Source organism: Methanocella sp. MCL-LM (genome assembly GCF_049676595.1).
Lineage (GTDB): Archaea > Halobacteriota > Methanocellia > Methanocellales > Methanocellaceae > Methanocella_A.
On sequence record NZ_CP187259.1, the window covers coordinates 1,825,370 to 1,849,483 of the forward strand.

Here is a 24,114-nt window from a genome sequence, read left to right on the forward strand (position 1 = left end):
CTGCGCCGGGAGATCCTGGTCCACAGTGGGTCGGCGCAGAAATGGCCCTCCGCCCGGCGCTGGGATGGCTCCAGCGCAGCCGTACATGTTCTTGATCGCCCCTGTCACCAGGGCGTTGCTGTGGCACTTCAGCTTGGCCAGGTTCAGGATGACGTCGACCTGGCCGAAGATCTCATGCACTTCCGGCTCCGCAAACTCCTCCAGCCAGACCTTCGCCGGCTTTGTCTTCACCCTCTGTTCCGGCGTCACGGTGTTGGTATCAAACAGCACTGCTTTGCTGCCTTCGAGCAGCGGCTCGCACCCCGTCTGCAGGTAGACGCCTTTCGTGCCCCCGGGCCACTTGGTGCCCTCGGAGATCAGGGGTTTCCCCCCGTGATCGATCACGAAGTCACAGGCTGCCTTGATCGTATACGGGTCAGTACACACGTGGTTATGAATAGTAAGATCCGAATGGCGCGGGCCGAACTTCAGCGACGGGTTCGGCGGCTGGGTAAAATTAGGCTTGACCATCACGGTCCCGCCAAGTTTGAGCTTATCCATCTGCCCGTCGGCTTCCAGCGTTTTCAGCGCCTGCAGCGTATTATCGTAAGCCGTAGCCCCCAGCGAGCCAGAATCGAGACTGACCGCAACAACGTCGAACTTCATTTCTTAACAGGCCTCCCTACATCGCACGACCTTGCCCTGTACTGGAAGGTCAGGCCTTCGTAGCACTCCTGGCAAAGCGTTTCGTATTCATCGAGAACTCTAACGTCGAAAGGACAGAGTACTTTACCGCAGCTTTCGCACTTAATGGTAATATCGATCGGTCGCCCGCAATCCACGCAGACCTGGGGGTAAGACTCGGTCATAGTAACCGGGTAGGGGGGATTTTTATATTAATATTGTCAAGGTAAAAAACGAGGCCGGGAGGCCCGGCAGCTATAACTTATAATGGCAGCACATTTCCGTCGATCGCCTGCTCCACCTTGAAGACGACCGCCCTGGCGAGTTCGCTCATCACCAGATCAACGTCCGGATAAGCGTAGATCATTTCTATTTCCGGGTGCCCGGCTTTCAGCTTCTCGATGGCCTCGGGTATGTCAATCAACGTGTGCGAGCTCCTGTCGAAGAAGCCGGTGCCGCCGCAGAACACGACCTTCTTTGCCCCGGCTGCGAGCAGCTTTCCGAAGGCTTCATCTATGGACGGCGAAGCGAACTCCAGATAGCCCACCTCTACCGGTGTCGGCCAGAACATCTCCCTGAGCTTTACCTTCAGGACGATGGTATCGTAGTAGTTCGGGTCATTTTCCTCGGACCTTGGCCAGTCCTTCACCATCTCAGACCATTTGTGGGCGTGGGTTTCGGCATCAGCCATCACTCCTACGTTCCTGATGATAAAGTCGTGAGGCACGTCGCCGTGCGCGATCAGCACAACACCGGCTCCGGGATGGATGGCCTTCAGGCTGACCTGCTCCCTTCTCGACCGAAGCCCCGGCAGCGGCATTGACCTTCTTCGCGAACGCCCGGACAATCAGCTCGAACGGCATGCCCGGCTTTGCGTAGAGCATCTCGATGCCCGAATTTTCAGCTTTGATCTCCCTGCAGTATCATTCGGCACGTCCAGCAGGCTGTGGGAGCTGCGCATCATCAGGCCGGGGGCGCAGGCATAGACGATCTTTTTGTGTCCCCTGGTAACGAGTCTCCTGGTAGCATCGGCAATTGTGGGCAGCGAAAAGTCGAGATAGCCGATCTCCACATCATATCCGGCAGCCCTTATGACTCCGGCCAGCTTCTCAGTATCAGCACCGTGCGGATCATTCTCGGGCGTATGGGTCAGCTTTCTTGACTCCTCGCTCAGGTGCTCCATTATTCCTTCAATGCGTTCGTACATTTCCCGGTGCTTCTCGATGAAGTCGAAGGGAAAGTCGCCGTGCTGTACGATGAGGATGCCTGTATTGGTCGCCATGTCTTAACCGCCGCTTATCAACTCTAATCGGAAGCTTCTGAATATAAAATCTTGCACCGGAAAGGCTTGAGGCTATAATTCTTGCCTAAAGTCCGAAAGTAATATATCCATTAAAAATTGTAAAAGACATACCTATCTATGGAGAATATAAATGGCAAACGAACCGTTACTCATGATACCGGGACCCGTCATGCTCCACCCCCGGGTGCTGCAGGCGATGTCGAGGCAGATGATCAGCCACAGGGACAAGGCATTTTCTGCGATCTACGACGAGTGCCGGAACACCGTCAAGGAGATCATCAACACTAATAATGACACTTTCATCATCTCCGGCTCCGGTTCGGCCGCGATGGAAGCCGCCATCTCTAACTTAGTCAAGGGCGACAGGATGGTCTCCATCGTAAACGGTAAGTTTGGGGAGCGGTTCAGGGACATCGGCCAGCGCTACGGCCAGGTCGAAAGCCTGGAGTTCGAGTGGGGCACGCCGATCGACCTCGCCAGGGTCGAGGATGCTCTCGCTAAGGCGCCGACCAAGGTCATCTCCATGGTGCACAACGAAACTTCTGCAGGTGTCAAGAACCCTGCGGAAGAGATCGGTAAGCTCGCGAAGAAGTACAACGCGCTCTTCGTCCTGGACACCATCACCTCGAGCGGTGGCGACATCGTAGAGGTAGACAAGTGGGGAGTCGACGTCATGGTCACCGGCTCCCAGAAGAGCCTGGGCGCTCCTTCTGGTCTGGCCCCGATCTCGGTCAGCCAGAAGGCGTGGGATAACATGGTCAAGAACCCGCCCTACTACCTGGACCTCAAGAAGTACCGGAAGTCGGCCGAGAAGGAAGGCAAGGCAGAGACGCCGTACACCCCGGCTATAACGCTCTTCTTCGGCATGCAGGAAGCCATGAAGATGATCATGGAAGAAGGCATGGCCAACCGCGCAGCCCGGCACAAGCAGGGTGCAGAGGCAATACGGGCAGCCGCTAAGGCGCTGGGCCTGGAGCTCTACCCTGTCACAGACAAGTACACGGTCCTCTCGAACACTGTGACGGCCATCAAGACCCCGGCCGGCATCACCGACAAGGACCTCCGCGGCACAATCAAGTCCAAGTATGGTGTCACCATCTCGGGCGGCCAGGACAGGCTGGACGGCAAGATCTTCCGCATCCCGAGCATGAACGCCTTCACCGGCGACGATCTCATCCGCACGTTCACGGCCCTCGAAGAGACCCTGGTGCAGTTCAAGGTTATCGAGAAGCCTGGCGCCGGTGTAGAGATCCTGAGAAAGGTATATAAAAATTAACAGCGGAAAAACATAGGTTTTCCGACAGAGAGACCAGGGGTTTTTCCTGATGGCCAAAGTGGGTATAGCCGATACGACGTTCGCCAGGTACGACATGGGCAGGGCAGCGATCGATGAGATCAAGCGGAACAGCTCGGTAAAGATCGAGCGGTACACGGTTCCGGGAATCAAAGACCTCCCGGTAGCCTGCAAAAAGCTCATCGACGAGCACCACTGCGATATCGTGATGGCGCTCGGCATGCCGGGCTCGAAAGCGGTGGACAAGACGTGCGCCCACGAGGCCAGCATGGGCATCATTATATGCCAGCTTATGACGAATAAGCACATCATAGAAGTATTCGTCCACGAGGACGAAGCTCCGGACGGCCGGGAGCTGGCGGCGCTGATGGATAAGAGGGCCAGGGAGCACGCGTTGAACGTGGTCCGGCTGCTCTTCGATCAGCGCTCGCTGGAGCGGCAGGCGGGCACGGGGCAGAGGCAGGGCTACGAGGACGTAGGCCCGGCAAGGATTTAATTTAACATTCATACAGACAGGTCTGATTGTAATGGCAGCAAACAACGAGATCAGGATCGGGTTCGTGGTGGCGGAGTTCAACCGTGACCTGACCTGGCAGATGGAACTACTCGGTAAAGAGCACGCAAACTTCCTGGGCGCAAAGGTCACCAAGATCTTCTACGTGCCGGGCGTATACGACATGCCCCTCGCCGTCAAAAAGATGGCAGCGGACAAGAACATCGACGCGATCGTCACCATCGGCAGCGTCATCGAGGGCGCCACCGACCACGACCAGGTCGTGGTGAGCCAGGCGACGAGGAAGATCACCGACCTCGCGCTGGAATACGACAAGCCCATTACTCTTGGCATCGCCGGGCCGGGCATGACCCGCATGGAAGCCTTCGACCGCATCGAGTACTCGAAGCGCGCCGTGGAAGCCGCCGTCAAGATGGTACGCAGAATAAAAGATTACTGAACATTGAGCCTGTTGTTATGTCCCGGCTGGATCAGGTAGAGGAGTCGGCAACACTAAGGATAGCCGACTTAACAAACGAGTTGAAAAAGCAGGGCAAAGACATCCTCAGCTTCAGTCTGGGCGAGCCGGACTTCGACACGCCCGGGCACATCCAGGCTGCGGCGGTCAAGGCGATGGAGACTGGAAAGACGCACTACGCGCCTTCTGCCGGTATACCCGAGCTCCGGGAGGCCATAGCCGCCAAGCTAAAGAAGGATAATGCCATTGATGTCACGGGTAAAGACGTGATCGTGACCCCGGGTGCGAAGCAGGCGGTCTTCGAGACGTGCTTCGGCCTGCTGGAAAAAGGGGACGAGGCGATTCTCCTCGAGCCATCGTGGGTATCTTACGACGCCTGCATCAAGATGAGCGAAGCGAAGACAGTTTGGGTCAAGTCCAACGAAGACGGCTCGATACCCGCCGACTTTTCTAAAAATATCACTAAGAAGACCAAGCTCGTGATTCTCAACAGTCCGAACAACCCTTCCGGCGCGGTTCTCAGTAAGAAGGACATCGAGACTGTGGCTGACCTCGCGGTCGATCATGATTTCTACGTGCTCTCGGATGAGATCTACGAGAAGATCATCTATGGCGTAAAACACTACAGTATCGGCTCGATGATTCCCGACAGGACGATCACGATCAACGGCTTTTCCAAAGCGTACGCGATGGCCGGGTGGCGCATTGGCTATGTCACTGCCCCGAAGCCGGTTTTCCAGAACCTGCTTAAGGTGCAGCAGCACACCATCTCCAGCCCGACGACCTTCGTCCAGTACGGCGCCCTTGCGGCGCTCAACGGCCCCCAGGACTGCGTCACCGAAATGGTAAAGCAGTTCCAGGCGCGCCGGGACGTGGTCATGAAGGGCCTGAAAGAGATCGGCCTGGAATGCCCGACCCCTGAAGGTGCGTTCTACGCGTACCCGAAGGTCGAAGGCAACTCCGAGAAGATCGCCGAGGGGCTGCTCGAAGCTGGAGTTGGGCTGACGCCCGGATCAGCATTCGGCCCTGACAGCAACGACCACCTGAGGATGTCGTACGCGTCTTCAATGGAGCACATCGTGGAAGGGCTGGCGCGGATGAAAAAGTTCTTCGCGAACTAGTAATTTTTTCTTTTTCCGGGATGGCATGCCACCATATCCCATGGTCATGCGCATCTCCGGGAAACTTTAAATACCCGGAAAAGCAACCACTTACTATTATCCGGGAGATAAAATGTTACCAAAACTAAAGCTTGAAATCTTAAACCCTTATATGCTTCTGGGCTGGGTATTTGTCTTCGCCGGCCTGATGGGTGTTCTCTTCTACTTCATGTCTCCCGGCGCCGGCCTCGAAGCCATTCTTGGGTTCTCGGTCGCATCCTTCGGGTGCGGGCTGGTGTTTATCTATCTCGGCACTACTAAGAAGAAAGTGTTTAAAAAATAACTCCGAGCTTAGATCAGATGATTTATGAGTGACCCGCATTATCCTGACCAGAAAACAGCAGAGATCTCCCGCCGGCTGATCGCTCACTACGGCCGCTACGACGAATCGAGAGGAACCCCTTTCGACGTGCTGATAGCGACTATCCTGTCCCAGAATACTACCGATCGTAATTCTCTCCGGGCATTCGCCAGCTTATACGAGGTCTATAACACCCCGGAGCAACTGGCCACTGCGCCAGAAGCTGCAATATCCGACCTGATTCGTATTGGAGGCCTGCACGAGCAAAAGGCGAAGCTGATCAAGAACATCTCTCAGCTCGTAATCGACGAGTATGGCGGCACACTGGACTTCGTCTGCGACACCGATCCCGAAGTCGCCCGCAAGGAACTGCTGACCATCAAAGGCGTAGGCCCCAAAACAGCAGACTGCGTACTCCTCTTCTCCTGCGACCGGGACATTATCCCCGTAGACACCCACGTCTTCCGCATAACCAAACGGCTCGGCATTGTGCCCGAAAAGGCCGACCACGAAAGGGTCCGCCAGATCCTCATGGAAAAGGTCCCCGAAGGCCTGCGAGGATCAACCCACGTGGCGCTGATCAAGTTCGGGCGAGAGATCTGCAAAGCCCAGAATCCCCAGCATGACAAATGCTTCCTGATCGATGTATGCGACTATGCCCGACAAGTAGGGGCATATCCTAAGTCATGACAACATTAAATCCGATGTTCTAACCATGGCGGCACGGTTCCTTATTCTGGCAACTATGGGGCAGATGTTCTAACCACGGCGGCACAACGACACGGAGACAATTCGAGAAGCGATGGCTGGATGGTTGTTTGAACCACGGCGGCACGGCGGCACGGAGACAACCTGTACCAGAATAGCAAGGCCCTCTTTTTAGATCCACGGCGGCACGGCGGACTGACGGCACGGAGACAACTATGTATTCCTTCCTTCAGGCTATTGATCGAAAGTGAGGCTGAAACGATTGGATAGTAAGCTTTTGGTTAATGCTCTGTCTCTGTGTCGCCGTGGACTAAAAAGGAGTTCACTTATACCGGTTCGCCACTGTCTTGGTGTCGCCGTGCCGCCGTGGTTAAAAAAACTATCCGGCTTATCGTGAGTCGGTCTGTCTCTGTGTCGTAGTGCCGCCGTGGTTCCAATATTTGATCTCCAGTTGCACGGATAAGGAGCCGTGCCGCCGTGGTTAGAACCTTAGTTGGGGGAGCTTAGGCTTTCAAATGATCGCATTGGGCTGGAGCGCAACTGCTCTGGCATGGTCTTTGCCGGCCTGCTCGATGTACTCTTTGGCATTTTGCTGGCAGGCGTCGCCGCGGTAGTTGTCGCCGGTGGAGTACGCCTGGTATGCGTCGCCATAGGCGGTGGACGCGTACATGCAGCTCCGGGCGTAGGCCTGGAGAGCGTCGGCATAAGCGCGCTGGTCATTGGTGGTTGCCATGGCGGTCATGTTCGAGTAGTGCCGGGAGGCCCGGTCGTATCCCTTCTCGGCGGCATCGATCTCCTGGATGGCCGGTGTGTACCTGCCTTTGGAGAAATACTGGGAAGCGTTGTTGTAGTGCTCGCTGGCGAGGGCGAACTCGGTGTTGCCAAGGCTCATCTCGCTGAGGTAATCCCCGTAGTGATCGTGGGTGGATGCCTGCGAAGCCGTGCATCCGGCTGTGCTTGCCGATAGTGCCAGCAAGAAAAAGACGATCAAATGTTGGTTCGACATACTCTCCCGGTCCGGGGCCTGCTACTAAGCCGACATAGGACTTATTGTTTATATCATTTACGCATCCTGATAAACCTGTTCGGCTTATCTAACGGCTATCCGATCAGCCTGTAACCGGGCGGGGCATTTTCTTCCTGCCAAAAGTATATTTTTCTTACTGCTAAATATTTACACGATGCTGAAAAGGTTGACAGCACTCGATCTATTTTTGATCATGTTTGTGCTGATGTTTTACGGGCGGCTTAGCGTGGTGCTTTTCATCCCCCAGTATGCCATCGACTACGGCATACCTGCGCCTTACTACAGCCTGCATTTCGCCATGGTCAGCGTGGGCTCGGCCGTGTCAAACCTGCTCAGTATCATCCTGCTGCGGCACGTCAACCCTAAAAAGATGTTCCTGGCTATCGGAGTAATCTCGGGCATCTACGAAGTCCTGCTTTACCTGTATCCCTCTCCCGAAACGCTGCTGGTCTCGGGCCTGCTGATAGGCCTGGCGGCAGGGACTTTCTGGAGCCTGACATTCCTTATGGTGTGCGAGCTCATCGATGCCCACGGCTTATCGACAACGGACGCATTTTCCAGGTATAACGTTATCACGACCGTGATGAGCGCGCTGACGCCTCTGGTGGCCGGAGCCATCGTACAGGCATTCGGGTACAGCATCTGGCTGCTGTCCGCCCTGGCGTTCCTCGTCATCTCGACGGTGATCATGGCGTTCTTCAAAGACCCGATCTACTACAAGACATATGGCCAGTATCCCATCAAGGAGGATCTCGGTAAAGTGCTGGGCAACAAGCGGACGGTGATCACCTTCCTGCTGACCATGCTGTTCATGACGCTCACCGTCAGCACGTGGTCTTCCCTCTCCAGGGTGTTCTTCGCCAACATCGGCATCCGCAGCGTGTGGCTGGGTGTGCTTAGCGTCGTGGTCAGCGCGGTCACCATCATCGTTTACTGGCTGCTTGCCAGAAAACGCTTCGGCACCCGCAGGATGATCGCCACGCTCGGCATTATCATCTTTGCTGCCGAGCTGCTGCTGATCACCTTCACCTCCGATCCGCTCATCGTCTTCATCCTCGAGGGTGTCGTAGGCACCGCTGGCATAGCGGCCGTCAGCTTCGCGACCCAGAACATCCTGAAAAACACTTTCCAGGAGCGGACCTACATCGGCCGGCCGATCTTCGCGCTGGGCATGTACATCGCCAACGCCATCTGGTTTGCCGCCTGCGGCTACATCATCGCAGATTGTGGTGGCTATACTGCCGTCGGACAGATCCTGGGCATCACCGTCGACCAGTTAGGGTTCAGGATGCTGCTCCTGATCATGGCCTTACTCACCGTCCTGTGGGCCGTCAGCATGTGGAAGTACGAAGGCGCTATGGTCAAAGATCGCAAAGACTAATGGTCCCGCCTGGAAAAACTGCTTAACCTTTTTGCCTCGCAATACCATAACTGATCTGTGGACCGTCCGAAGTTTCTCGTAGATCGGATGCTGGGCAGGCTGGTCGCCTGGCTGCGCATCTTCGACTACGATACGCTGAGCGCGCTGGAGCTGCACATCGAGCAAGACGAAGACCGCAGGCTGGTGGAGCTAGCTCTGCAGGACGGCAGAGTGTTGCTTACCCGGGACAGGGGGCTGGTGGAGAGAGCTAAAAAAGCAGAGGCGAGCGCTATTCTCATCTCACCCGATAAAGTCACGGACCAGCTATGCGAGCTGATCAGGCATATTCCGATCAACACGCAGCCCATCATGGAGCGCTGTACCGTCTGTAACGCCGGGCTCCGAAGAGCGACGCCTGAAGACCTCAAGCATACCGCAGACTATGTGCCAGAGCACCTCGTGGAAGAAGGTAAAGAGTTCTGGATATGCGGCAACTGTGCTAAGATCTACTGGATGGGCAGCCACTGGCGGAACATCCTGAAAACTTCGTTGGAGATCGATGTTTGCAGGAAATAATTGTAAAACACTACTAGGTTGTTAATAAGCTCGTGAACGTGGACGATCGCCGCGCTGTGCCAGATCACAGATAACGACCGATTGCACAGATTTCACAGATACATCTAAACAAAGTAGTTCGCTATATTACTTTTTATCAAAAATAGTCATCTGTGAAATCCGTGCAATCGGTCGTAATCTGTGATCTGGCACAGCGCAGCGATCGTATTGTTAGGTCACAGATTCTAAACTAACTCTAGAGCGGCGTTTTCTGCAGCTCTTCCAGGGACTTGTTGACCCGGACGATCTCCGTATCCAGAAAAGCTTTCAGCTTGATGAAGGCCTTTAACCTCTGATCAGGGTCGAGGGCGTTCATCATCGCCTTTCCTTTTTTAGTAAGCAGAACTGTCAGGTGGTCGGGATTGACGCGTTCGGCTTCCAGCAGGGAGGAGATGAAGGCGTTGATGAACGACTCGAAGTCCCTTTCGCTCTCTTCGAGCAGTTTTTTGCCAGTTTCGGAGATTTTATAGACTCTTCGTGCCCTTTCGCCGTCCTTTTCTTCCCACGAGGTGATGTAGCCGTCGGCCTCAAGGCGGTTTAGTAGTTTGTATATGGCCGAGTGAGATGGCCGCCAGTGGCCGCCGGTGTGCCTTTCGATGTCCTGCATGAGCATATACCCGTGCTTCGGCGAATTTCTCAGGAGCATGAGCACGAAGTAGTTCAGGCTCGCTTTCGTGGGATTCTGAAAGAAGTTGGGTATCGCCACGGACATAATACTTAATATATATTCTGTCATTTTATATTTTGCCGGCACATGTCTTGCTAAATCATATGTACCGGCCAATTTATCGCAAAAACTATCTTGACCGATAACTTTATCTCTTTAAGCATGCTACTGTGTGTCATAGTAGCACGGTGTATCATCATGACTATTGGTAAGCAAATCCGCATCGAGCGGATCAGGGACAGGAAAAGCGGTAACAGCCTGATAATCCCCGTAGACCACGGCATTTCCGTTGGTCCGATCAAAGGCATCATCGATCTGGCGAAGACTATCGACCAGGTCGCTGAAGGCGGCGCAAACGCAGTTCTGATGCAGAAGGGCATGGTTCCTCACGGCCACAGAGGATACGGGCGTGACGTAGGCCTGATAGTACACATGAGCGCATCTACCTCCCTCGGCCCGGACCCCAATAACAAGGTGCTGGTCTGCACCGTCGAAGAGGCCATTAAGATGGGCGCAGACGCCGTGAGCGTCCACATCAACGTCGGCAGCGAGACCGAGAGCGCCCAGCTTCATAGTCTGGGCTGCGTCTCGAAGACCTGCGCAGAGTGGGGCATGCCGCTCATCGCGATGATGTACCCGAGAGGTGCGTCGATCAAGCAGGAGCACGACGTTAGTGTCGTAGCCCACGCAGCCAGGGCGGGGGCTGAGCTGGGGGCTGATATCATCAAGACCAATTACACCGGGGATCCCGACTCCTTCAAGACCGTTGTGCGTGGCTGCCCGGTGCCAGTCATCATCGCCGGAGGGCCGAAGATGAAATCGGACACCGACCTTCTCGAATCTGTCGAAGGTGCAATCGCCGTAGGCGCAAAAGGGGTAGCGTTTGGCAGAAACGTATTTCAGCATGAATTCCCCACTAAGATCACGAAGGCCGTAGCACGGATCGTCCACGAAAAGTGGTCGGCCTCCGAGGCCGCAGAGGAACTAAAATGAGCGATAAGCTGGTCTGGATCGACGCACAGGGCTCCTGGAAAGGGGCGAAAGAGAAAGTTACCGGCGCACTTGAGTCCGGCGCAAAAGCCGTACTGGTGTCACCGGAGAATGTAGAACGCGTTCGGGAGCTGGGTAAAATGACTGTGGCAGCAGTTGACGGTAACCCCGACATCCGGGTGATCGGCATCGGCTCGGAAGGCGACGGCACGCTCTTTCTCCCGCAGGACCTGACCTCGTCGGAAGACCTGGCTTTGGCTAAAGCGCTGAAGGCGCAGGGTGCAACCACTGCCGCATACGTCCGGCTCGCGGGCAAGGAATACGAGCAGTTCGCGGCGAAGATGGGCAAAGTCTGCGACTACCTCATCATCGAGGGCGAGGACTGGAAAGTCATCCCGCTCGAAAACCTGATCGCCGAGCTCGGCGGAACTGCCGCTAAAATCCTGGCCAAGGCCCGGGACATCGACGAGGCCTCCGTTGCCCTGCAAACACTTGAGAAAGGTGCCGACGGAATCCTGGTCGACGTAGACGACCTGGTCAAGATCCGGGAAATCGCCCGCGTAGTATCCACAAAACAGGCTGAGCTCAGCCTGACCCCTGTGACGATCACCGCAGTCAGGGATGCCGGCACCGGGGACCGGGTCTGCATCGACACCTGCTCGCTGATGACGCCCGGCGAAGGGATGCTCATCGGCAACCAGTCGAGCGGCTTATTCCTGGTTCAGTCCGAGGCTGAAGACAGCCCGTACGTGGCGAGCCGGCCGTTCCGGGTGAACGCAGGCGCAGTCCACGAGTACGTGCTCGTCGGGGAAAAGACCCGGTATCTTTCTGAGCTGGCAAGCGGAGACCTCGCGCTGATCGTCACCAAAGGCGGAGAGGCGAGAAGAGCCACCATCGGCAGGGTCAAGATCGAACGCAGGCCGCTGCTGTACATCGAGGCCGAAACTGACGACCGTAAAATCTCGACCATCCTCCAGAACGCCGAAACCATCAAGCTGGTCGCGGCGGACGGCAGCTCCATACCCGTGACAGCTCTGAAACCCGGCGACCGGGTGCTGGCAAAGCTGGAAAAGGAAGCCCGGCACTTCGGGATGAAGATCGACGAGACCATTATTGAAAAGTAAGATCGCCGCAGCAGCGGCTCATTTTTATTTTAAGAACTCCTCTCCATGACCTCTGTAGAGATCCTCGAAGGCCAGAAGTTCGGCGTGCCGTGGGTATTCTTCGTAAAAGGCGAGAAGATAGCCATCGTAGATGCCGGAAACCCGGGAAGGGAACGAGCTATTTTGAGGGCCCTCGGCAAGGCCGGTATTGCCCGGGAGGATGTCAGCCTGCTCATCCTGACCCATGGTCACATCGACCATTGCGGCAGCGCAGGCATGCTCAAGCGCATGCTGCCGGTACCGGTGGCCGCAGGGTGGCCGGATGCAGAGTATATCACAAGAGGTGAAAGCGCGCCCGGGGAAGCCTACGGCCCTGGCGATGCAGTGCAAACTTCCCGGGTCAGGTATCCTCCGGTCGACATCGATCTAATCGCCAGGCAGGATACGAGCCTCAAGTCCTATGGTATCGACGGAGAAATACTGGTGACGCCAGGCCACACGCCCGGGTCAATTTCAGTTGCTGTCGGCGACAGCTGCCTGATCGGCGATCTTAACATCACCTACTCTTACAAAGGCCAGCCAGTGACTTCGATGAACCCGGAAACGTATCTGGACATCCGCACTAGTATCGAGAAAGTGACAGCCGGAGATCGGAGGTACCTGTATCCTTCCCACGGGCCTCGGCTGGATGCCCGGAAAGTCCGCGAAGAATGCTTGTAGGTATATCCGATTATTCACCTCTCCTTCTGCCTGCGCTACGGAAACCTTATTTTCTCCGGCGAGGATTAGTAGTGCGTGTCCAAGAATTCGAAGTCCCGGGCCCGGAAAGGGCAGAAGAAGAAGGGTTTACAGTGGTGGGCGATACCTGTCGCACTCTTAACGTTCATCATCATCCTGAGCCTGACTTATCTCGCTTTCCAGAGCGCTCACCAGACGCCGCTCACTTTGTGGAAGCTGGATAACGAAAGCCGGCTGGCCTTCGAGCAGCGGGAGCCGGTCAGCGGGGTATCCTCCGTAATCGAAACGGCTGACAATTATACTGTGGAGAAGGTCGTGTACAAGAGCTTCGGAGATAACGTCTACGGTCTGTTACGTATTCCTAAAAACGTTACAAATCCTCCCGTCGTGATCGTACTCCCCGGCGCCAGAGTCACCAAGGAAGCCGATGCCCCAACTGCAAAAGCACTGGCTTCGTGGGGCTACGCTTCGCTGACGCTGGACGAGCGGGGCAACAACGGGGAGACCCCGGGGTCGTCGGCGATGGACCTGAACAGCGGCTACCAGGCTTTTACTGTCAACGGCAACCCGGTGCAATACGCGCAGGTTTTCGACGTTCTGCAGGGCTATGAGTATCTGAAGACCCGCAGCGACCTGAACGGAAGCAACGTCGCCGTGCTCGGCGAGAGCATGGGTGGCCGGTTCGCCATTGTTTCCGCAGCCCTTGAGCCGGGGATGAAGGGTGTCTTCGTGGTCAGCTCCGGGCCGTACGGCCTCGAGAAGACCGGAAACCCGGCTGCCGACGAGTATGTTTCCTCTGTAGAGCCTGCTACGTACCTCTCGATGCTTCCCCAGCGGAAGCTGGTCATGTTCCACTTCACCGATGACCCGGTCATACCGGTAGCGCAGGGCAAGGCCCTCTACGAGGCTGCCGGCGAGCCAAAGGCCTGGTACGAGTATAACGGCACAGTGCACGGTGTGTACAGCGATATCTACGCAGAGGACCTACGTGCCGAGCTGAAGGCGGTGCTCGGGTGAACTCCGGTATCGCTCTGGCTGTCCGGTATCTGGAAAATACCCAGAATAGCAACGGTTCCTGGGGAGCCGGAGACCCGCTGGTCTGCGCCAGGGCCATCTATGCGCTGAACGACCAGAGCGGCTCTGAAGCCGCCATCGAGAAGGGTATTGCCTATCTTGAAAACTGCCAGCATCCCGACGGGCACTTCCCCCCGACAACGCAGATGTACACGGATGCAGCTACCACAGCATACACTTTAGTCGCCCTGAACCAGTTTCACTACTCCAAGGCCAGTAAGCTGGTGAGCCGGGGCCTGATCTGGCTGCTGGAGCACCAGCAGCCCGACGGCTCCTGGAGCGGCCGCAACTCTAAAAAGAACGCCTACACGACGTCGCTGTGTCTCCGGGCGCTTTACACTTTTTACCTGACGGGCATTACGAAGTACCGTAAAGGCGTGTACCACGTGATGGATAAACTGGCAGAGCCGGGTTTCTTCGACGAGCCTGTATCTCACGTATATGCTCCAGTGCTCAACATGCACCGGATCGGCTACCTGTCCCCCGAAGTGCGGGAGGCGTTTATGGTATTTGCAGCCGGGCATATGGACTCTTCTATAAATGCCGGACAGACCGCAGATGTGGCCTATCTATGCGGCACGCTGGCCGCCCTCGGGGAGCAAGACCTGTATCCGCAGGGCGCTGATTACCTCGCCAGAGCTCAGAACCCTGATGGTGGCTATGGCAAGGAAAAAGGGCAGGCAAGCGATCCGAACTGGACTGCCCTTGTTATGCTGGCTTTAGAGGACCGTCTTTAATGAACCTTTTAGGAATAATGCGGCGTACTATTTGTCCTGCGATGCAATCGTAACGATATATCTATGCAAAACAGGGTAAAATATTTATGAGGTTACCGAAAAACCCATTGATATGAGTGGAATAACTCCCAAAGCCTCAAAGAGCAGACAGTTTCGGCTTAACAGTATTAAGGTGCCACAGGAGCTGAACCCTCGTAATACCCGGCTGGTCGTCAAAAGCCCGAAAGAGGACCTGGTAGAGCTGATGTGGCTGACCGACCACACGATCAAGAAAGTGCTCGTCATGTCCGGAGGCCTCGAGGAAGCCCGGGACAGGCTTTTCGATTACCTGAACAGCCTCGAGAGGCACTATTTTAACGTTCACTCTGAGCAGGACTTTAAAGACCTGCACATGCTGGAAAAAAACAACGCAAAAGAATGTATCCGTGTCCTGAAGAACGTCATCAGGACAGAAAACGAGCACCTGACCGGCTTTTCTGCGCTTGGGGTGCTGTACGATATCGCGAAGGGCAGGACGAGTGCAATTAACAATGTAACTGAAGGCTTCTTCGCAGAATTCATCTACCTGTTTAAGGGCATCAACGGCAAATCCGACATCCTGTTTGGCGACGAGCTGCAGGCAAGTGCTGACGAGAACAACCGGCTCGCATCCGTCAACCGGTCCTCCCAGCTCGATCACTACGCCCGTAAGATGAACACATACTTCACCCGGTATCACACAGGCCTCGAACCGGAGATCCGGGCTCGCAGGGATGCCCTGAAGGCTGAAATCATGGCCCACTTCGGAGCAGATCAGGCCGACTGGCAGGATTTCGGCTGGCAGATGAAGCATATCATCACTGACCACCGTACCCTTTCAGCGCTCGTGAAGCTGGAAAAAGACGAGCTTGAAGCACTTAAGTACGCAGAAGATAATCATATCCATGTACAGATCACACCTTATTACTTTTCCCTCTTTAATAAGGCAGGCAGGTCCGGTGATGACCGGGCGGTCAGGGCTCAGGTCCTGCCAAGCATGGGCTACTGTAAAACCGTAGTCAAAAACCGGCAAAGCGACGTAGACATGGACTTCATGGGCGAGAAATGGACGAGCCCCGTCGAAGGCATTACCCGCCGATACCCGCAGATCCTGATCTTGAAGCCCTATGATTCCTGCCCCCAGATATGCGTGTACTGCCAGCGAAACTGGGAGATCAAGGGCATCGATCACGCAGGGGTCAAAAAAGACTCGCTCAGAAACGCCATCCAGTGGATCAAGGATAATGAGAGCATCTCCGAAGTACTGATCACGGGCGGCGACCCATTCACGCTGAACGACCGGTACATCGACGCGCTGCTGGGGAGAGTATCCGAAATCGACCACGTGGAGCGGATACGGATAGGCACCCGGACTCCTGTCACAGTACCTTTCCGCATTACCCCTGAACTAGCAGATATCTTAAAACAGTACCACCAGCCTGGTATAAGAGAAGTATGTATTGTCACCCACTTCGAGCACCCGATGGAGATGACGCCCGAATCGCTTGAAGCCGTCCAGCGGATCCGCCAGGCGGGAATGAGCGTCTATAACCAGCAGGTCTTCACTTACTATAACAGCCGCCGGTACGAGACGGCGAAGCTGCGCAAAGTCCTGAAAATCTGCGGCATAGACCCGTACTATACTTTCAACACCAAGGGCAAGGACGAGACGGTCGATTTCAGGGTGCCCATCGCCCGCATGGAGCAGGAGCGTAAGGAAGAAGCGAGACTTCAGCCAGGCGTAGTGAGGACGGACGAGCCAGTCTTCAACGTGCCTAAGCTGGGTAAATCACACCTGCGCGCCTGGCAGGACCACGAGGTCATCATGATTATGCCCGGAGGTCAGCGGTCTTACCGGTTCTACCCGTGGGAGTCGAAACTCGCCATCTGCGACACATACATCTATACGGACGTGTCGATTTTCGACTACCTCAGGCGCCTGAACGCCGACGGGGAAGACGTCGGAGAGTACCGGTCGATCTGGTACTATTTCTGAGCTCAGAGAATCGGGCACCGAACCCGGGAAAGTTGCATGACCCGAGCTACTTCCCGGGCTTTCGACCTGATAATAATAAGAGCGCGTTTTATATTGTCTGCGAAGCGATGATCTAACCGGGCAGAACCATGTACGAAGAGCAGATCAAACTTATCAGTGTAGACGATCTCAAGCGGCGCATGAACCTGAAAGACAAGCCACTGCTTATTCTCGACGCCAGGGAGATCGCAGCGTTCGATCAGGGGCACATCCCGGGAGCCAGCGATATCTACGATCCGGAGCTGACCGCGCTGGCGAAGGACTTCGACGAGAATATGGGGATCTGTGTATATGGCCCGGGGCCCGTCAAGGAAACGCCGAGCATGATCGACCGAATGGCAGGCGACGCAGCAAAGAGGTTCATGAACATGGGCTACAAGAACGTCCGGGTTCTCGACGGGGGTTTTGAAGCATGGGAGAAAGCCGGTAACCGGGTGGACGTGTCGCAGAGAAAGAAAGGCTGAATTTCAGCGCTCTTTTTAGAACTTGAACCCATTAAGCACATACCTAGCTAGCAGCATCACCGGTATAATTTCCAGCCGGCCGATCCACATGTCGAAGATAAACACGATCTTTCCGAGGGCGCTGAGCCCAGGATTAACGAGGCCGCAGGTGATGCCTACATTACCCATCGCAGAGCTGACCTCGAAGATAATATGGCCCAGATCATACGTAGGGCCGACGATGTTCGCGATAATGAAGACGCTTAATACTATTCCCACAACCCAGAGGAAAGAGATGAACGTCGCTTCCGTCAGCTCTGCGGCGACCAGGTCCTCAGTCACCCGCTTATTGCCAATTTTGATGACTGCAATGGCATTTTTCGATCGCAGTACTTTCGCAAACCAGAGCCTGATCTGATCCCCGAGGAAGATCGCCCTGGCAATTTTAATACCGCTGGACGTCGAACCCGCACAGCCACCGATCACCATGGCCACTGACATGATCAGCAAAGCAGGAGTAGTCCAGCTGGACAGATCTGCAGTCTGAAACCCCGCAGAGGTTATCGCCGAGATGAACTGAAACACTGAGTACCTCAGTGAGCTGACAATATCGTTGTAGAAAAAGTAGTTCTGAATGGTCAGGACGACAGAGCCTATCGCTATTATCATGAAGAACGTGCGGACCTGGACGTTTTTCAGCAGGCTGCCGGGGCCCTTTCTGAACATCCTGTAGATGACGACAAACGGCATGGCACCCGCAATGATGATGGGGAGGATCACCAGTTCTATGAGGATGTTATCATAAGCGGCTAAACTTGAACCGTATAAGGCGAACCCTCCGGTCCCAATCGCCGTCATCGCCGTATTCGTCGCATCCCAGACCGGCATTCCCGCAGCATACAATAACAAGAACCCGCAAATACTCAGCACTATATACAAAGCCCAGATCGTCTTGATCGTCGACCTGATGCTCGGGTGGATCTTATCCTTGTGTGCCTCGGACTGGTAAAACATGTACGTACTGGTCCCCGGCCGGATCAGTATCGTGACCATCAGCACGATGACGCCCAGGCCGCCTATCCACTGGGTTACGCTGCGCCAGAACTGAACCATGGGCGGAGCTGTTTCAGGACTCGATAACATGCTAAAGCCGCTGCCCGTCCACCCTGAGATGGACTCAAAAAAGGCGTCCAGCGGGCTCATGTTTGCAAGTGTCATAAACGGGATCATGCTGATGGCAGGCACGATCAGGTAGGCGAGCGCAGCGATGATCATGGCATGCTTTAGCTCGGGGTTGATGTTGCCCGGAACCAGCATCCGGATCACCAGCCCGGTCCCGATCCCCAGCACGGCCCCTGACAAAAATCCGTAAAGCGCCGGCGCATCACCGACCCACCAGCTGAAGATGGCCATGGCCAGCATCACGATGCCGATGATCAAAAACAGCCCTTTAAGGTTGTTTAGTATGATCTGGATATCCTGGACAAATCCCATTTCTTTCCCCTGGCTAGAGCGTAAAAGGAGCTACATCCTGCCCGCCGGATGGCTCCCGCCGTACATATGTACCAGTATACAGGTCACGGTTACGACTTTTTAGCTGTCGACGAACCAATTTACCGCTATGTTATAGCCAATCTGCCTCATGTGCTATAACTATTCTGGTGCACAGGAAGCCAGTCGATAATATGAGCTTATGACTGCCTGCAGCCCAATCGCTGTACTCCGCTAATGAGTCTAAAAAAGTTGTTACTTAGTCATCAGACGATGACTAAGCTTAGTCCCAGCTAACAACTAAGTCGCCCTTGCGCATCGGCTTGCCACACTTCGGGCAGACGCCGGGGAAAGTCCAGATGCGGAACCGGTGGCTGAACGACTCGGGGCAACGGGCTTTCTTGTGGAACGCTTTCTGCTTAATCGTGTAGCTGCCGTGATCCTCCAGCTCGTAAAGCTCCTTGCAGTCCTCGCAGAAGATCGTGAGGCCGGAACTGATCTCGTCCCTGCCGTTCTCGCCCGAGACAATGGCTTCGTAGCCGCATGCATCGCAGTGGAACTTGAATAGCTTGACCATTTTTCACCAGACCGTTAGCTTAAACCTGAGCTGCAACGGGTACCCTGCACGGATTATCCGCTACCGCAAACCCTTCATTTACCGGCTACTTATCGGCTATATAATACTTAATCTTTATGCAGCACCCTCACAATGATCGTAAGATCCTCGGGCTTTTCTTTTACAACAATTCCCCGTCTCGCATGATCTGCTTTTCATCGACCCATACGGATGGCTTTAGCACGACGCAGTCCATGTGGATGAAGGCATTCGCATCGTTATCGTAGTTGTAGCCGAGGGCAAAATGGACTGTGCCTTGCTGCTTTTCGTCTTCCAGCAGGTTACCTGTCACTATCGCTTTCGGGTTGATGCCGAAGGCGAACTCGCCGAGGTTCCTGACGTTCACGGCAAAGTTCTCCAGGCCTTTTTCCCGGGCCATCCTCTCGGCCGCCTTAATAGTCTCCAGCATTCCGGCAGCTTCCGAGCCTCCCTCGATGGCGATGGCAAAGCCATCCTCGACAGTCACAACCACCGGGGATTCGGGGACCGCCGTGGTATCATCGATTGTAACTGTGCCATCAAAGACGATCTTCCCGTTCGCCGAGCCATTCGCCGGCGATATCCGGACCTCTCCGCACGGCAGATCACCCCAGGCTCCCGGGTGCCGGAAATGGCCGTCTTCCGCGTCGGGTATGCGGCCTTCGATCGAAAAAGTGACGTCCGTTCCTGCCGGAGACGTGACCAGGACCAGCTTCCGCCCGGTAAGGGCTTTCATCAGTAAAGCGGCCGTTCTTGCCAGTTCCTCGTAATCAATATCTACGCACCGGCAGAGCATGTCTATCGAAGCGCCCTCCGCCACCAGCCCCCGGGTCCGCCTGTCACCGTCCGTGGCCCTGAACAGCGCGTGATCGTAGATCTGGTTATCTTTACACAGGTATCCGATATGGTAGCCGTGGGGATCGTTCCCCGAATAGCCCGAGCTTACCGTGATCAGCACGTCAGGCTCCGCCCGGATCGCATCAAGTACCAGGCGCTCCCCATCGGTGTACTGGGTATCGACTTCCTGCAATGCCAGCACGGGTTTGCCGCCCATCGCTAAGGTCTCGTCGAAAAAAGCCCTGCCTATCGTCACCGATTCGCCTTCCAGGTCCCCGACTATCAAAACTTCTTCGTCCTTCCGCAAGCCGAGGATGTCCCTCAGTGCGATTCTGACAGCTTCTTTTAACGTGGCCAGCTATATACTCCCTGTAATCAATAGCTATTCTGAGGGCGTATATGGAAGTTTGGAATGGTTCCGGCGAATGGAGCGCGCAGAAACAGGCAGGAACTGGAACCGGCTATGTAGCATTTCTCCGGGGCATCAACGTCGGCGGCAATTCCGTGATCAGGATGGCTGACCTGGGGAAAGCGTTCGAATCAATGGGTTTCAGGCATGTAAAAACAATCCTTGCCAGCGGCAACGTACTTTTCGAGGTGCCGGAGGAGAACACACAGGCGCTCTCGGAAAAGATCACGCAGAAGCTCGGGGAGACTTTCGGGTGGGAAATTCTGGTGATCGTGCGCACTATCGACGAGCTTCGGGAACTGGAAGCACAGCAGCCTTTCGAGGGCGTCGTAGTAACTCCGCAAACCCGGCTTATAGTAATGTTTCTCTCGAAAAACTTGGTACAGCCTACTATCCCGGACCTGCCGGCGCATGAAGATTTAAGAATTGTGGGCATCTATAACCGGGCAATCTGCAGCGTCATCGATGAAGAGAATGGCACCGCAACGGTGCAGCTGATGAGTGCCCTGGAAAAAGAATTCGGCAAGCAGGTGACAACTCGCACGTGGGGTACCGTTCTCAAAGTTTTAAAAGCCGGCAATGCGAAAAAGTAAATTAAATTGTCGTTTACTTACCTTTCTTAGCGACCATCTCATAGTAGATGTAACCGCCGATCGCCGCCAGCAGAATGCCCGATACTATAAGCACTGGAGCGCAGATCAGGCCATAAATGCCCAGGCCGGAGAATTCTCTGATAGAAAATCCCTCGGCGTTCATGTAATTCGACAGCAGGACGATAAGGGCCAGCCATATGGTTGCCGAAACTGCCCCAATGATACCGGATATGCCACCGGCAATACCCGAAGCCATCAGAGCTTCGCCGGCGCTCTTGATGTCTCCTCTGGCCAGGTAGACAGCTACTACGCCGAGGATGAGCATCAGAAAGAAGCTAACTATGATCAGGCAGGGCAACGCAGCCGTTATGCCTATCAGGATTCCGAAGACAAGTCCTGCCAGGATGGCGCCGGTCAATTTGGTCATCATAACAATCTAAAAGATAAATTATAGAAAAGCACGCTTAAATATCCTTTCCTTATGCGCTTGTTATGCTTGCAGCTACTTCCAGGGTGCAAAATTTAAAACTGGTCCTGACGAGCTATAACCACGACCATGGCAATTAAAAAATGGGCCCCGTCAGCGACAGGACCCTTATTAACGTCAAACCTCCCCTGCCTTAGGCGGTCACATACGTCAAATTCAGGCAATAAACCCTTTGAGCGGGGTGAGCCCTATAGTCTTTGTGCGCCCAGAACGTCAACGCGTCTACGCCCCTGGCATCGTCCGGAGTAACGCTCCACAGCGTAACGTCATCGCTCTCGCCGCTTCCGTAATCGTTCCAGATAATGCTTTTCTCTTTACCCTCTGTACAAAGGTCAGCCCTGACACACCGGAACTCCGGTATCTCAGGCATGGAATAACCCTGCGCTCCGACGCATCCCAGCGCTACATAGCCTTCGGGCGGAACCGGCATCCAGAACGCCATATTCGGTCTTCCACCATATCCATGGCCTGCCCACATCCGTACCCAGTCGACAGGCGGAGCCAGCGCATCCGATTCATTGGTACCATCTTTATTTATGGCACGGACAAGCATGGCCTGCTGGGTTGGGGTACCATAGGAAGGTACCGCGAGGTCGCCGATCAAGTACCAGCCTTCATCCACTACCGCAGGCCGGTATATGGCCACATCCATCCGGGCGTGCGATCCCTTGTCATTCGTGATCATTTTCAGGTTTCCGGTCGTCATAATTTCCAGTTCAGCGCCGGGATTATACGTATTTACCAGCGAGTTATCATAAGTAGTCCCTGAAATACCCGAATCCTTATCTATAATCGCGTATGCGAGTGCCGCAGTCAGTAGCAGGGTCAAAGCCACCAACATGCCGAGGAATATTGAGTTTCGCATTGTATATCCACCTGTTAATACACTATAATTTGTGTATGAATTGCTTCCTGTTTGATATAAATATTTGGATAATTACATAATAGAAACGTATAATGGTTAATTATATGGTTTATAAGCCCAAAGGTCTGATTATGAAGTGGGTTCGGGGTACGCTATTTCTCGCCTTCACAGGCATGGTATTGATTATTTTGTTCACTGCTCTGACAGCCGCAATTATAACAAGCCCGCCGCAACAGTCTGCGGCTTCGGAGATCGACGAAGGCCCGCTGCTGGGCTCGACTGGCGATATGCCAGAGATCGCCCGGCCGATTACTAAGTCTGCGATATATCCTGGGATATCTAAGACGTATGCCATGAATGGTAAACCAATTGCCAGCTACAATACGATTTATCACATCGTTTTCGAGATCAGCGGCGAGCAGATGACCTTAAACGACGATGGCACGATCTCTATGAACCTCGTGGACCCGCGTGGCACAAGGCATACTATCACAGGCGGCCAGTGGTATCAAGTTAAAGGCAAAGGCCACCAGATCTATTTTGTTTTTGGCGGCGGTTACCGTGATGGTGATGCGGCTTTTCTCGTCTATGACTACAAAGGTACGATTGATATCGTTAACCGGGATGGAAAGGACTACTTCCACGTGCTGGACAACGACTTCACTGGATGCGACTACAACGCCTGGGATGCCGGCTATGCGGCTATGGCTGAACCTGCAGATGTGCTCGGCCCGTATATCGACGCCTGTGTGCCGGCCGACACTGCAAGGCCGTACATCAAAAAGGGATATACTGCAGGGCAGGCTGTGCCATACATCTACTATAACATGCCCATCGACACGGCGGAATACTACGCGAACCTCGGCATCATCGGCGACCTCTGCGGCCCCTACTACGCGGCAGGCGTATCCCGGGAAGACACCGTGACCTACCTGGACGCCGGTGTCATATATGACCTGGCCAAACCCTACGTCGACGCGAAGGCACCGGCGAACATCGCCGCCCCGTATGCAGAAAGCTCCTTCACGCCGGCCCAGTGCATGCCCTACGTCAACGCCGGCATCGAGCTAAGCAAGGCCCGGCCGTTCCTGTTCTTCAACATGCCCTCCGATCAGGCGATCGTGTACATAAACAACGGCATAACTGCGAGCGTAGCAAAGCCCTATGTCGATGCAGGAGTTCCGGCCGAGAAAGCTGTGGACGAGATCAAGCAAGGCTTGCCGCCCACCATTTAATATGACGACTCTATCCTGGAAGTTGTGGCACAGTGTATGAACATATGGTTCTGTGAGTCGTACGCTGCGCTGTGCTTGATACTGATTTCTCGGATCGCATAGAAGTGTTGTCTCTGTGCTCGTGAACGTACACGAACGCTGCGCTGTGCCAGGATCACAGATTACGCAGAATCTGATGATTCTGACAGATTGCACGGATTACACAGATGCTAATCGATAATAATAATTGAATGGTTCGCAGTATTCATCCTGTCTAGTATAGTCATCTGTGCAATCTGTGCCATCTGTCAGAATCTGTGATCTGGCACAGCGCAGCGATCGTATTGCAATCACATGTCATCTGAGTAATCTGAAACGCACAGCGCAGCGATCGTATTGCAATCACATGTCACCTG

Annotated in this window: 27 protein-coding genes and 1 pseudogene; 17 read left to right on the forward strand and 11 right to left on the reverse strand. The window is 54.7% G+C overall.

Features of this window, described 5'->3' with window-relative positions; translation table 11 throughout:
• Positions 1–132: 132 nt before the first annotated feature.
• The 4 genes and pseudogenes from ACPLPM_RS09310 to ACPLPM_RS09325 all read right to left on the reverse strand — a co-directional run.
• Positions 133–645 (reverse strand): annotated as a pseudogene (locus tag ACPLPM_RS09310) (DUF362 domain-containing protein); the annotation flags it as partial.
• On the reverse strand, positions 642–848 hold the full coding sequence (locus tag ACPLPM_RS09315; protein ID WP_424356510.1) for a hypothetical protein: 207 nt from the start codon (positions 846–848) through the stop codon (positions 642–644). The pseudogene ACPLPM_RS09310 and the gene ACPLPM_RS09315, both read right to left, overlap by 4 nt.
• Before the next feature lie 77 nt (positions 849–925).
• Positions 926–1,483, reverse strand: a complete 558-nt coding sequence (locus tag ACPLPM_RS09320) for a CbiX/SirB N-terminal domain-containing protein (protein ID WP_424356511.1) — start codon at positions 1,481–1,483, stop codon at positions 926–928.
• A 27-nt stretch (positions 1,484–1,510) separates the two neighbouring features.
• On the reverse strand, positions 1,511–1,945 hold the full coding sequence (locus ACPLPM_RS09325) for a sirohydrochlorin chelatase (RefSeq protein ID WP_424356512.1): 435 nt from the start codon (positions 1,943–1,945) through the stop codon (positions 1,511–1,513).
• A 151-nt stretch (positions 1,946–2,096) separates the two neighbouring features.
• Between ACPLPM_RS09325 and ACPLPM_RS09330 the strand changes: the two genes are divergently transcribed.
• The 6 genes from ACPLPM_RS09330 to ACPLPM_RS09355 all read left to right on the forward strand — a co-directional run bounded on the left by ACPLPM_RS09330 (position 2,097) and on the right by ACPLPM_RS09355 (position 6,382).
• Positions 2,097–3,242 (forward strand): pyridoxal-phosphate-dependent aminotransferase family protein, encoded by a 1,146-nt coding sequence (locus tag ACPLPM_RS09330; RefSeq protein ID WP_424356513.1) that lies wholly within the window; start codon positions 2,097–2,099, stop codon positions 3,240–3,242.
• Positions 3,243–3,291: 49 nt separating this feature from the next.
• Positions 3,292–3,756 carry a riboflavin synthase gene (gene ribC, locus ACPLPM_RS09335; RefSeq protein WP_424356514.1) on the forward strand — a complete coding sequence of 155 codons (465 nt, stop codon included), beginning with the start codon at positions 3,292–3,294 and terminating at the stop codon, positions 3,754–3,756.
• Positions 3,757–3,787: 31 nt separating this feature from the next.
• Positions 3,788–4,213, forward strand: coding sequence for a 6,7-dimethyl-8-ribityllumazine synthase (ribH, locus tag ACPLPM_RS09340; protein ID WP_424356515.1), 426 nt, complete (start codon positions 3,788–3,790; stop codon positions 4,211–4,213).
• Positions 4,214–4,230: 17 nt separating this feature from the next.
• Complete coding sequence (locus ACPLPM_RS09345) at positions 4,231–5,352, forward strand: pyridoxal phosphate-dependent aminotransferase (protein WP_424356516.1); 1,122 nt, start codon at positions 4,231–4,233, stop codon at positions 5,350–5,352.
• 112 nt (positions 5,353–5,464) lie between these two features.
• Positions 5,465–5,674, forward strand: coding sequence for a hypothetical protein (locus ACPLPM_RS09350; protein WP_424356517.1), 210 nt, complete (start codon positions 5,465–5,467; stop codon positions 5,672–5,674).
• A 24-nt stretch (positions 5,675–5,698) separates the two neighbouring features.
• Complete coding sequence (locus ACPLPM_RS09355; RefSeq protein WP_424356518.1) at positions 5,699–6,382, forward strand: endonuclease III domain-containing protein; 684 nt, start codon at positions 5,699–5,701, stop codon at positions 6,380–6,382.
• A gap of 529 nt (positions 6,383–6,911) precedes the next feature.
• Here ACPLPM_RS09355 and ACPLPM_RS09360 read toward each other — a convergent pair.
• Positions 6,912–7,406 (reverse strand): hypothetical protein, encoded by a 495-nt coding sequence (locus tag ACPLPM_RS09360; RefSeq protein ID WP_424356519.1) that lies wholly within the window; start codon positions 7,404–7,406, stop codon positions 6,912–6,914.
• A 175-nt stretch (positions 7,407–7,581) separates the two neighbouring features.
• Between ACPLPM_RS09360 and ACPLPM_RS09365 the strand changes: the two genes are divergently transcribed.
• Together ACPLPM_RS09365 and ACPLPM_RS09370 are read left to right on the forward strand one after the other, a co-directional pair.
• The gene (locus ACPLPM_RS09365) at positions 7,582–8,808 is read left to right on the forward strand and encodes an MFS transporter (protein WP_424356520.1); all 1,227 of its coding nucleotides are present in this window, start codon (positions 7,582–7,584) and stop codon (positions 8,806–8,808) included.
• Positions 8,809–8,865: 57 nt separating this feature from the next.
• Complete coding sequence (locus ACPLPM_RS09370) at positions 8,866–9,363, forward strand: DUF5615 family PIN-like protein (RefSeq protein WP_424356521.1); 498 nt, start codon at positions 8,866–8,868, stop codon at positions 9,361–9,363.
• A 235-nt stretch (positions 9,364–9,598) separates the two neighbouring features.
• On the opposite strand, the gene ACPLPM_RS09375 is transcribed toward ACPLPM_RS09370, so the two are convergent.
• Complete coding sequence (locus tag ACPLPM_RS09375; RefSeq protein WP_424356522.1) at positions 9,599–10,114, reverse strand: PadR family transcriptional regulator; 516 nt, start codon at positions 10,112–10,114, stop codon at positions 9,599–9,601.
• 153 nt (positions 10,115–10,267) lie between these two features.
• Here ACPLPM_RS09375 and ACPLPM_RS09380 point away from each other — a divergent pair, with 153 nt between their 5' ends.
• The 7 genes from ACPLPM_RS09380 (at position 10,268) to ACPLPM_RS09410 (ending at position 17,228) form a co-directional block, all read left to right on the forward strand.
• A complete protein-coding gene (locus ACPLPM_RS09380; RefSeq protein ID WP_424356523.1) occupies positions 10,268–11,062 on the forward strand; it encodes a 2-amino-3,7-dideoxy-D-threo-hept-6-ulosonate synthase in 795 nt (264 codons plus the stop codon).
• Positions 11,059–12,183: a 3-dehydroquinate synthase II gene (locus tag ACPLPM_RS09385; RefSeq protein WP_424356524.1), complete on the forward strand. Its 1,125-nt coding sequence runs from the start codon at positions 11,059–11,061 to the stop codon at positions 12,181–12,183. The genes ACPLPM_RS09380 and ACPLPM_RS09385 overlap by 4 nt, the downstream gene beginning before the upstream one ends.
• 45 nt (positions 12,184–12,228) lie before the next feature.
• Positions 12,229–12,882 (forward strand): MBL fold metallo-hydrolase, encoded by a 654-nt coding sequence (locus ACPLPM_RS09390; protein WP_424356525.1) that lies wholly within the window; start codon positions 12,229–12,231, stop codon positions 12,880–12,882.
• Positions 12,883–12,957: 75 nt separating this feature from the next.
• Positions 12,958–13,917, forward strand: coding sequence for an alpha/beta hydrolase (locus ACPLPM_RS09395; RefSeq protein WP_424356526.1), 960 nt, complete (start codon positions 12,958–12,960; stop codon positions 13,915–13,917).
• Positions 13,914–14,711, forward strand: a complete 798-nt coding sequence (locus ACPLPM_RS09400) for a prenyltransferase/squalene oxidase repeat-containing protein (protein ID WP_424356527.1) — start codon at positions 13,914–13,916, stop codon at positions 14,709–14,711. The genes ACPLPM_RS09395 and ACPLPM_RS09400 overlap by 4 nt, the downstream gene beginning before the upstream one ends.
• Before the next feature lie 112 nt (positions 14,712–14,823).
• Entirely contained in the window at positions 14,824–16,725 is a 1,902-nt protein-coding gene (locus ACPLPM_RS09405) for a KamA family radical SAM protein (RefSeq protein ID WP_424356528.1), read from the forward strand.
• Positions 16,726–16,853: 128 nt separating this feature from the next.
• On the forward strand, positions 16,854–17,228 hold the full coding sequence (locus ACPLPM_RS09410; RefSeq protein ID WP_424356529.1) for a rhodanese-like domain-containing protein: 375 nt from the start codon (positions 16,854–16,856) through the stop codon (positions 17,226–17,228).
• Positions 17,229–17,243: 15 nt separating this feature from the next.
• Here ACPLPM_RS09410 and ACPLPM_RS09415 read toward each other — a convergent pair whose 3' ends face one another.
• From ACPLPM_RS09415 to ACPLPM_RS09425, 3 genes are all read right to left on the reverse strand, one after another.
• On the reverse strand, positions 17,244–18,701 hold the full coding sequence (locus tag ACPLPM_RS09415) for a TrkH family potassium uptake protein (RefSeq protein WP_424356530.1): 1,458 nt from the start codon (positions 18,699–18,701) through the stop codon (positions 17,244–17,246).
• 280 nt (positions 18,702–18,981) lie between these two features.
• Positions 18,982–19,275, reverse strand: a complete 294-nt coding sequence (locus ACPLPM_RS09420) for a hypothetical protein (protein ID WP_424356531.1) — start codon at positions 19,273–19,275, stop codon at positions 18,982–18,984.
• 160 nt (positions 19,276–19,435) lie between these two features.
• Positions 19,436–20,437 carry an aminopeptidase gene (locus tag ACPLPM_RS09425; protein WP_424356532.1) on the reverse strand — a complete coding sequence of 334 codons (1,002 nt, stop codon included), beginning with the start codon at positions 20,435–20,437 and terminating at the stop codon, positions 19,436–19,438.
• 92 nt (positions 20,438–20,529) lie between these two features.
• On the opposite strand from ACPLPM_RS09425, the gene ACPLPM_RS09430 reads away from it, so the two are divergent.
• The gene (locus ACPLPM_RS09430) at positions 20,530–21,132 is read left to right on the forward strand and encodes a DUF1697 domain-containing protein (protein ID WP_424356533.1); all 603 of its coding nucleotides are present in this window, start codon (positions 20,530–20,532) and stop codon (positions 21,130–21,132) included.
• 13 nt (positions 21,133–21,145) lie between these two features.
• Here the strand turns inward: ACPLPM_RS09430 and ACPLPM_RS09435 are convergent, their stop codons facing one another.
• Positions 21,146–21,562 (reverse strand): hypothetical protein, encoded by a 417-nt coding sequence (locus tag ACPLPM_RS09435; protein ID WP_424356534.1) that lies wholly within the window; start codon positions 21,560–21,562, stop codon positions 21,146–21,148.
• A 190-nt stretch (positions 21,563–21,752) separates the two neighbouring features.
• Positions 21,753–22,484: a Vps62-related protein gene (locus tag ACPLPM_RS09440; RefSeq protein WP_424356535.1), complete on the reverse strand. Its 732-nt coding sequence runs from the start codon at positions 22,482–22,484 to the stop codon at positions 21,753–21,755.
• A 131-nt stretch (positions 22,485–22,615) separates the two neighbouring features.
• On the opposite strand from ACPLPM_RS09440, the gene ACPLPM_RS09445 reads away from it, so the two are divergent.
• Positions 22,616–23,719: a hypothetical protein gene (locus ACPLPM_RS09445; RefSeq protein WP_424356536.1), complete on the forward strand. Its 1,104-nt coding sequence runs from the start codon at positions 22,616–22,618 to the stop codon at positions 23,717–23,719.
• Positions 23,720–24,114 lie beyond the last annotated feature (395 nt).

Bases quoted from the DNA above. Each gene is read 5' to 3' on its own strand.
- ACPLPM_RS09315 (WP_424356510.1), bottom strand. From the start codon at position 848: ATGACCGAGTCTTACCCCCAGGTCTGCGTGGATTGCGGGCGACCGATC.
- ACPLPM_RS09320 (WP_424356511.1), bottom strand. From the start codon at position 1,483: ATGCCGCTGCCGGGGCTTCGGTCGAGAAGGGAGCAGGTCAGCCTGAAG.
- ACPLPM_RS09325 (WP_424356512.1), bottom strand. From the start codon at position 1,945: ATGGCGACCAATACAGGCATCCTCATCGTACAGCACGGCGACTTTCCC.
- ACPLPM_RS09330 (WP_424356513.1), top strand. From the start codon at position 2,097: ATGGCAAACGAACCGTTACTCATGATACCGGGACCCGTCATGCTCCAC.
- ribC (WP_424356514.1), top strand. From the start codon at position 3,292: ATGGCCAAAGTGGGTATAGCCGATACGACGTTCGCCAGGTACGACATG.
- ribH (WP_424356515.1), top strand. From the start codon at position 3,788: ATGGCAGCAAACAACGAGATCAGGATCGGGTTCGTGGTGGCGGAGTTC.
- ACPLPM_RS09345 (WP_424356516.1), top strand. From the start codon at position 4,231: ATGTCCCGGCTGGATCAGGTAGAGGAGTCGGCAACACTAAGGATAGCC.
- ACPLPM_RS09350 (WP_424356517.1), top strand. From the start codon at position 5,465: ATGTTACCAAAACTAAAGCTTGAAATCTTAAACCCTTATATGCTTCTG.
- ACPLPM_RS09355 (WP_424356518.1), top strand. From the start codon at position 5,699: ATGAGTGACCCGCATTATCCTGACCAGAAAACAGCAGAGATCTCCCGC.
- ACPLPM_RS09360 (WP_424356519.1), bottom strand. From the start codon at position 7,406: ATGTCGAACCAACATTTGATCGTCTTTTTCTTGCTGGCACTATCGGCA.
- ACPLPM_RS09365 (WP_424356520.1), top strand. From the start codon at position 7,582: ATGCTGAAAAGGTTGACAGCACTCGATCTATTTTTGATCATGTTTGTG.
- ACPLPM_RS09375 (WP_424356522.1), bottom strand. From the start codon at position 10,114: ATGTCCGTGGCGATACCCAACTTCTTTCAGAATCCCACGAAAGCGAGC.
- ACPLPM_RS09380 (WP_424356523.1), top strand. From the start codon at position 10,268: ATGACTATTGGTAAGCAAATCCGCATCGAGCGGATCAGGGACAGGAAA.
- ACPLPM_RS09385 (WP_424356524.1), top strand. From the start codon at position 11,059: ATGAGCGATAAGCTGGTCTGGATCGACGCACAGGGCTCCTGGAAAGGG.
- ACPLPM_RS09390 (WP_424356525.1), top strand. From the start codon at position 12,229: ATGACCTCTGTAGAGATCCTCGAAGGCCAGAAGTTCGGCGTGCCGTGG.
- ACPLPM_RS09405 (WP_424356528.1), top strand. From the start codon at position 14,824: ATGAGTGGAATAACTCCCAAAGCCTCAAAGAGCAGACAGTTTCGGCTT.
- ACPLPM_RS09410 (WP_424356529.1), top strand. From the start codon at position 16,854: ATGTACGAAGAGCAGATCAAACTTATCAGTGTAGACGATCTCAAGCGG.
- ACPLPM_RS09415 (WP_424356530.1), bottom strand. From the start codon at position 18,701: ATGGGATTTGTCCAGGATATCCAGATCATACTAAACAACCTTAAAGGG.
- ACPLPM_RS09420 (WP_424356531.1), bottom strand. From the start codon at position 19,275: ATGGTCAAGCTATTCAAGTTCCACTGCGATGCATGCGGCTACGAAGCC.
- ACPLPM_RS09430 (WP_424356533.1), top strand. From the start codon at position 20,530: ATGGAAGTTTGGAATGGTTCCGGCGAATGGAGCGCGCAGAAACAGGCA.
- ACPLPM_RS09435 (WP_424356534.1), bottom strand. From the start codon at position 21,562: ATGATGACCAAATTGACCGGCGCCATCCTGGCAGGACTTGTCTTCGGA.
- ACPLPM_RS09440 (WP_424356535.1), bottom strand. From the start codon at position 22,484: ATGCGAAACTCAATATTCCTCGGCATGTTGGTGGCTTTGACCCTGCTA.
- ACPLPM_RS09445 (WP_424356536.1), top strand. From the start codon at position 22,616: ATGAAGTGGGTTCGGGGTACGCTATTTCTCGCCTTCACAGGCATGGTA.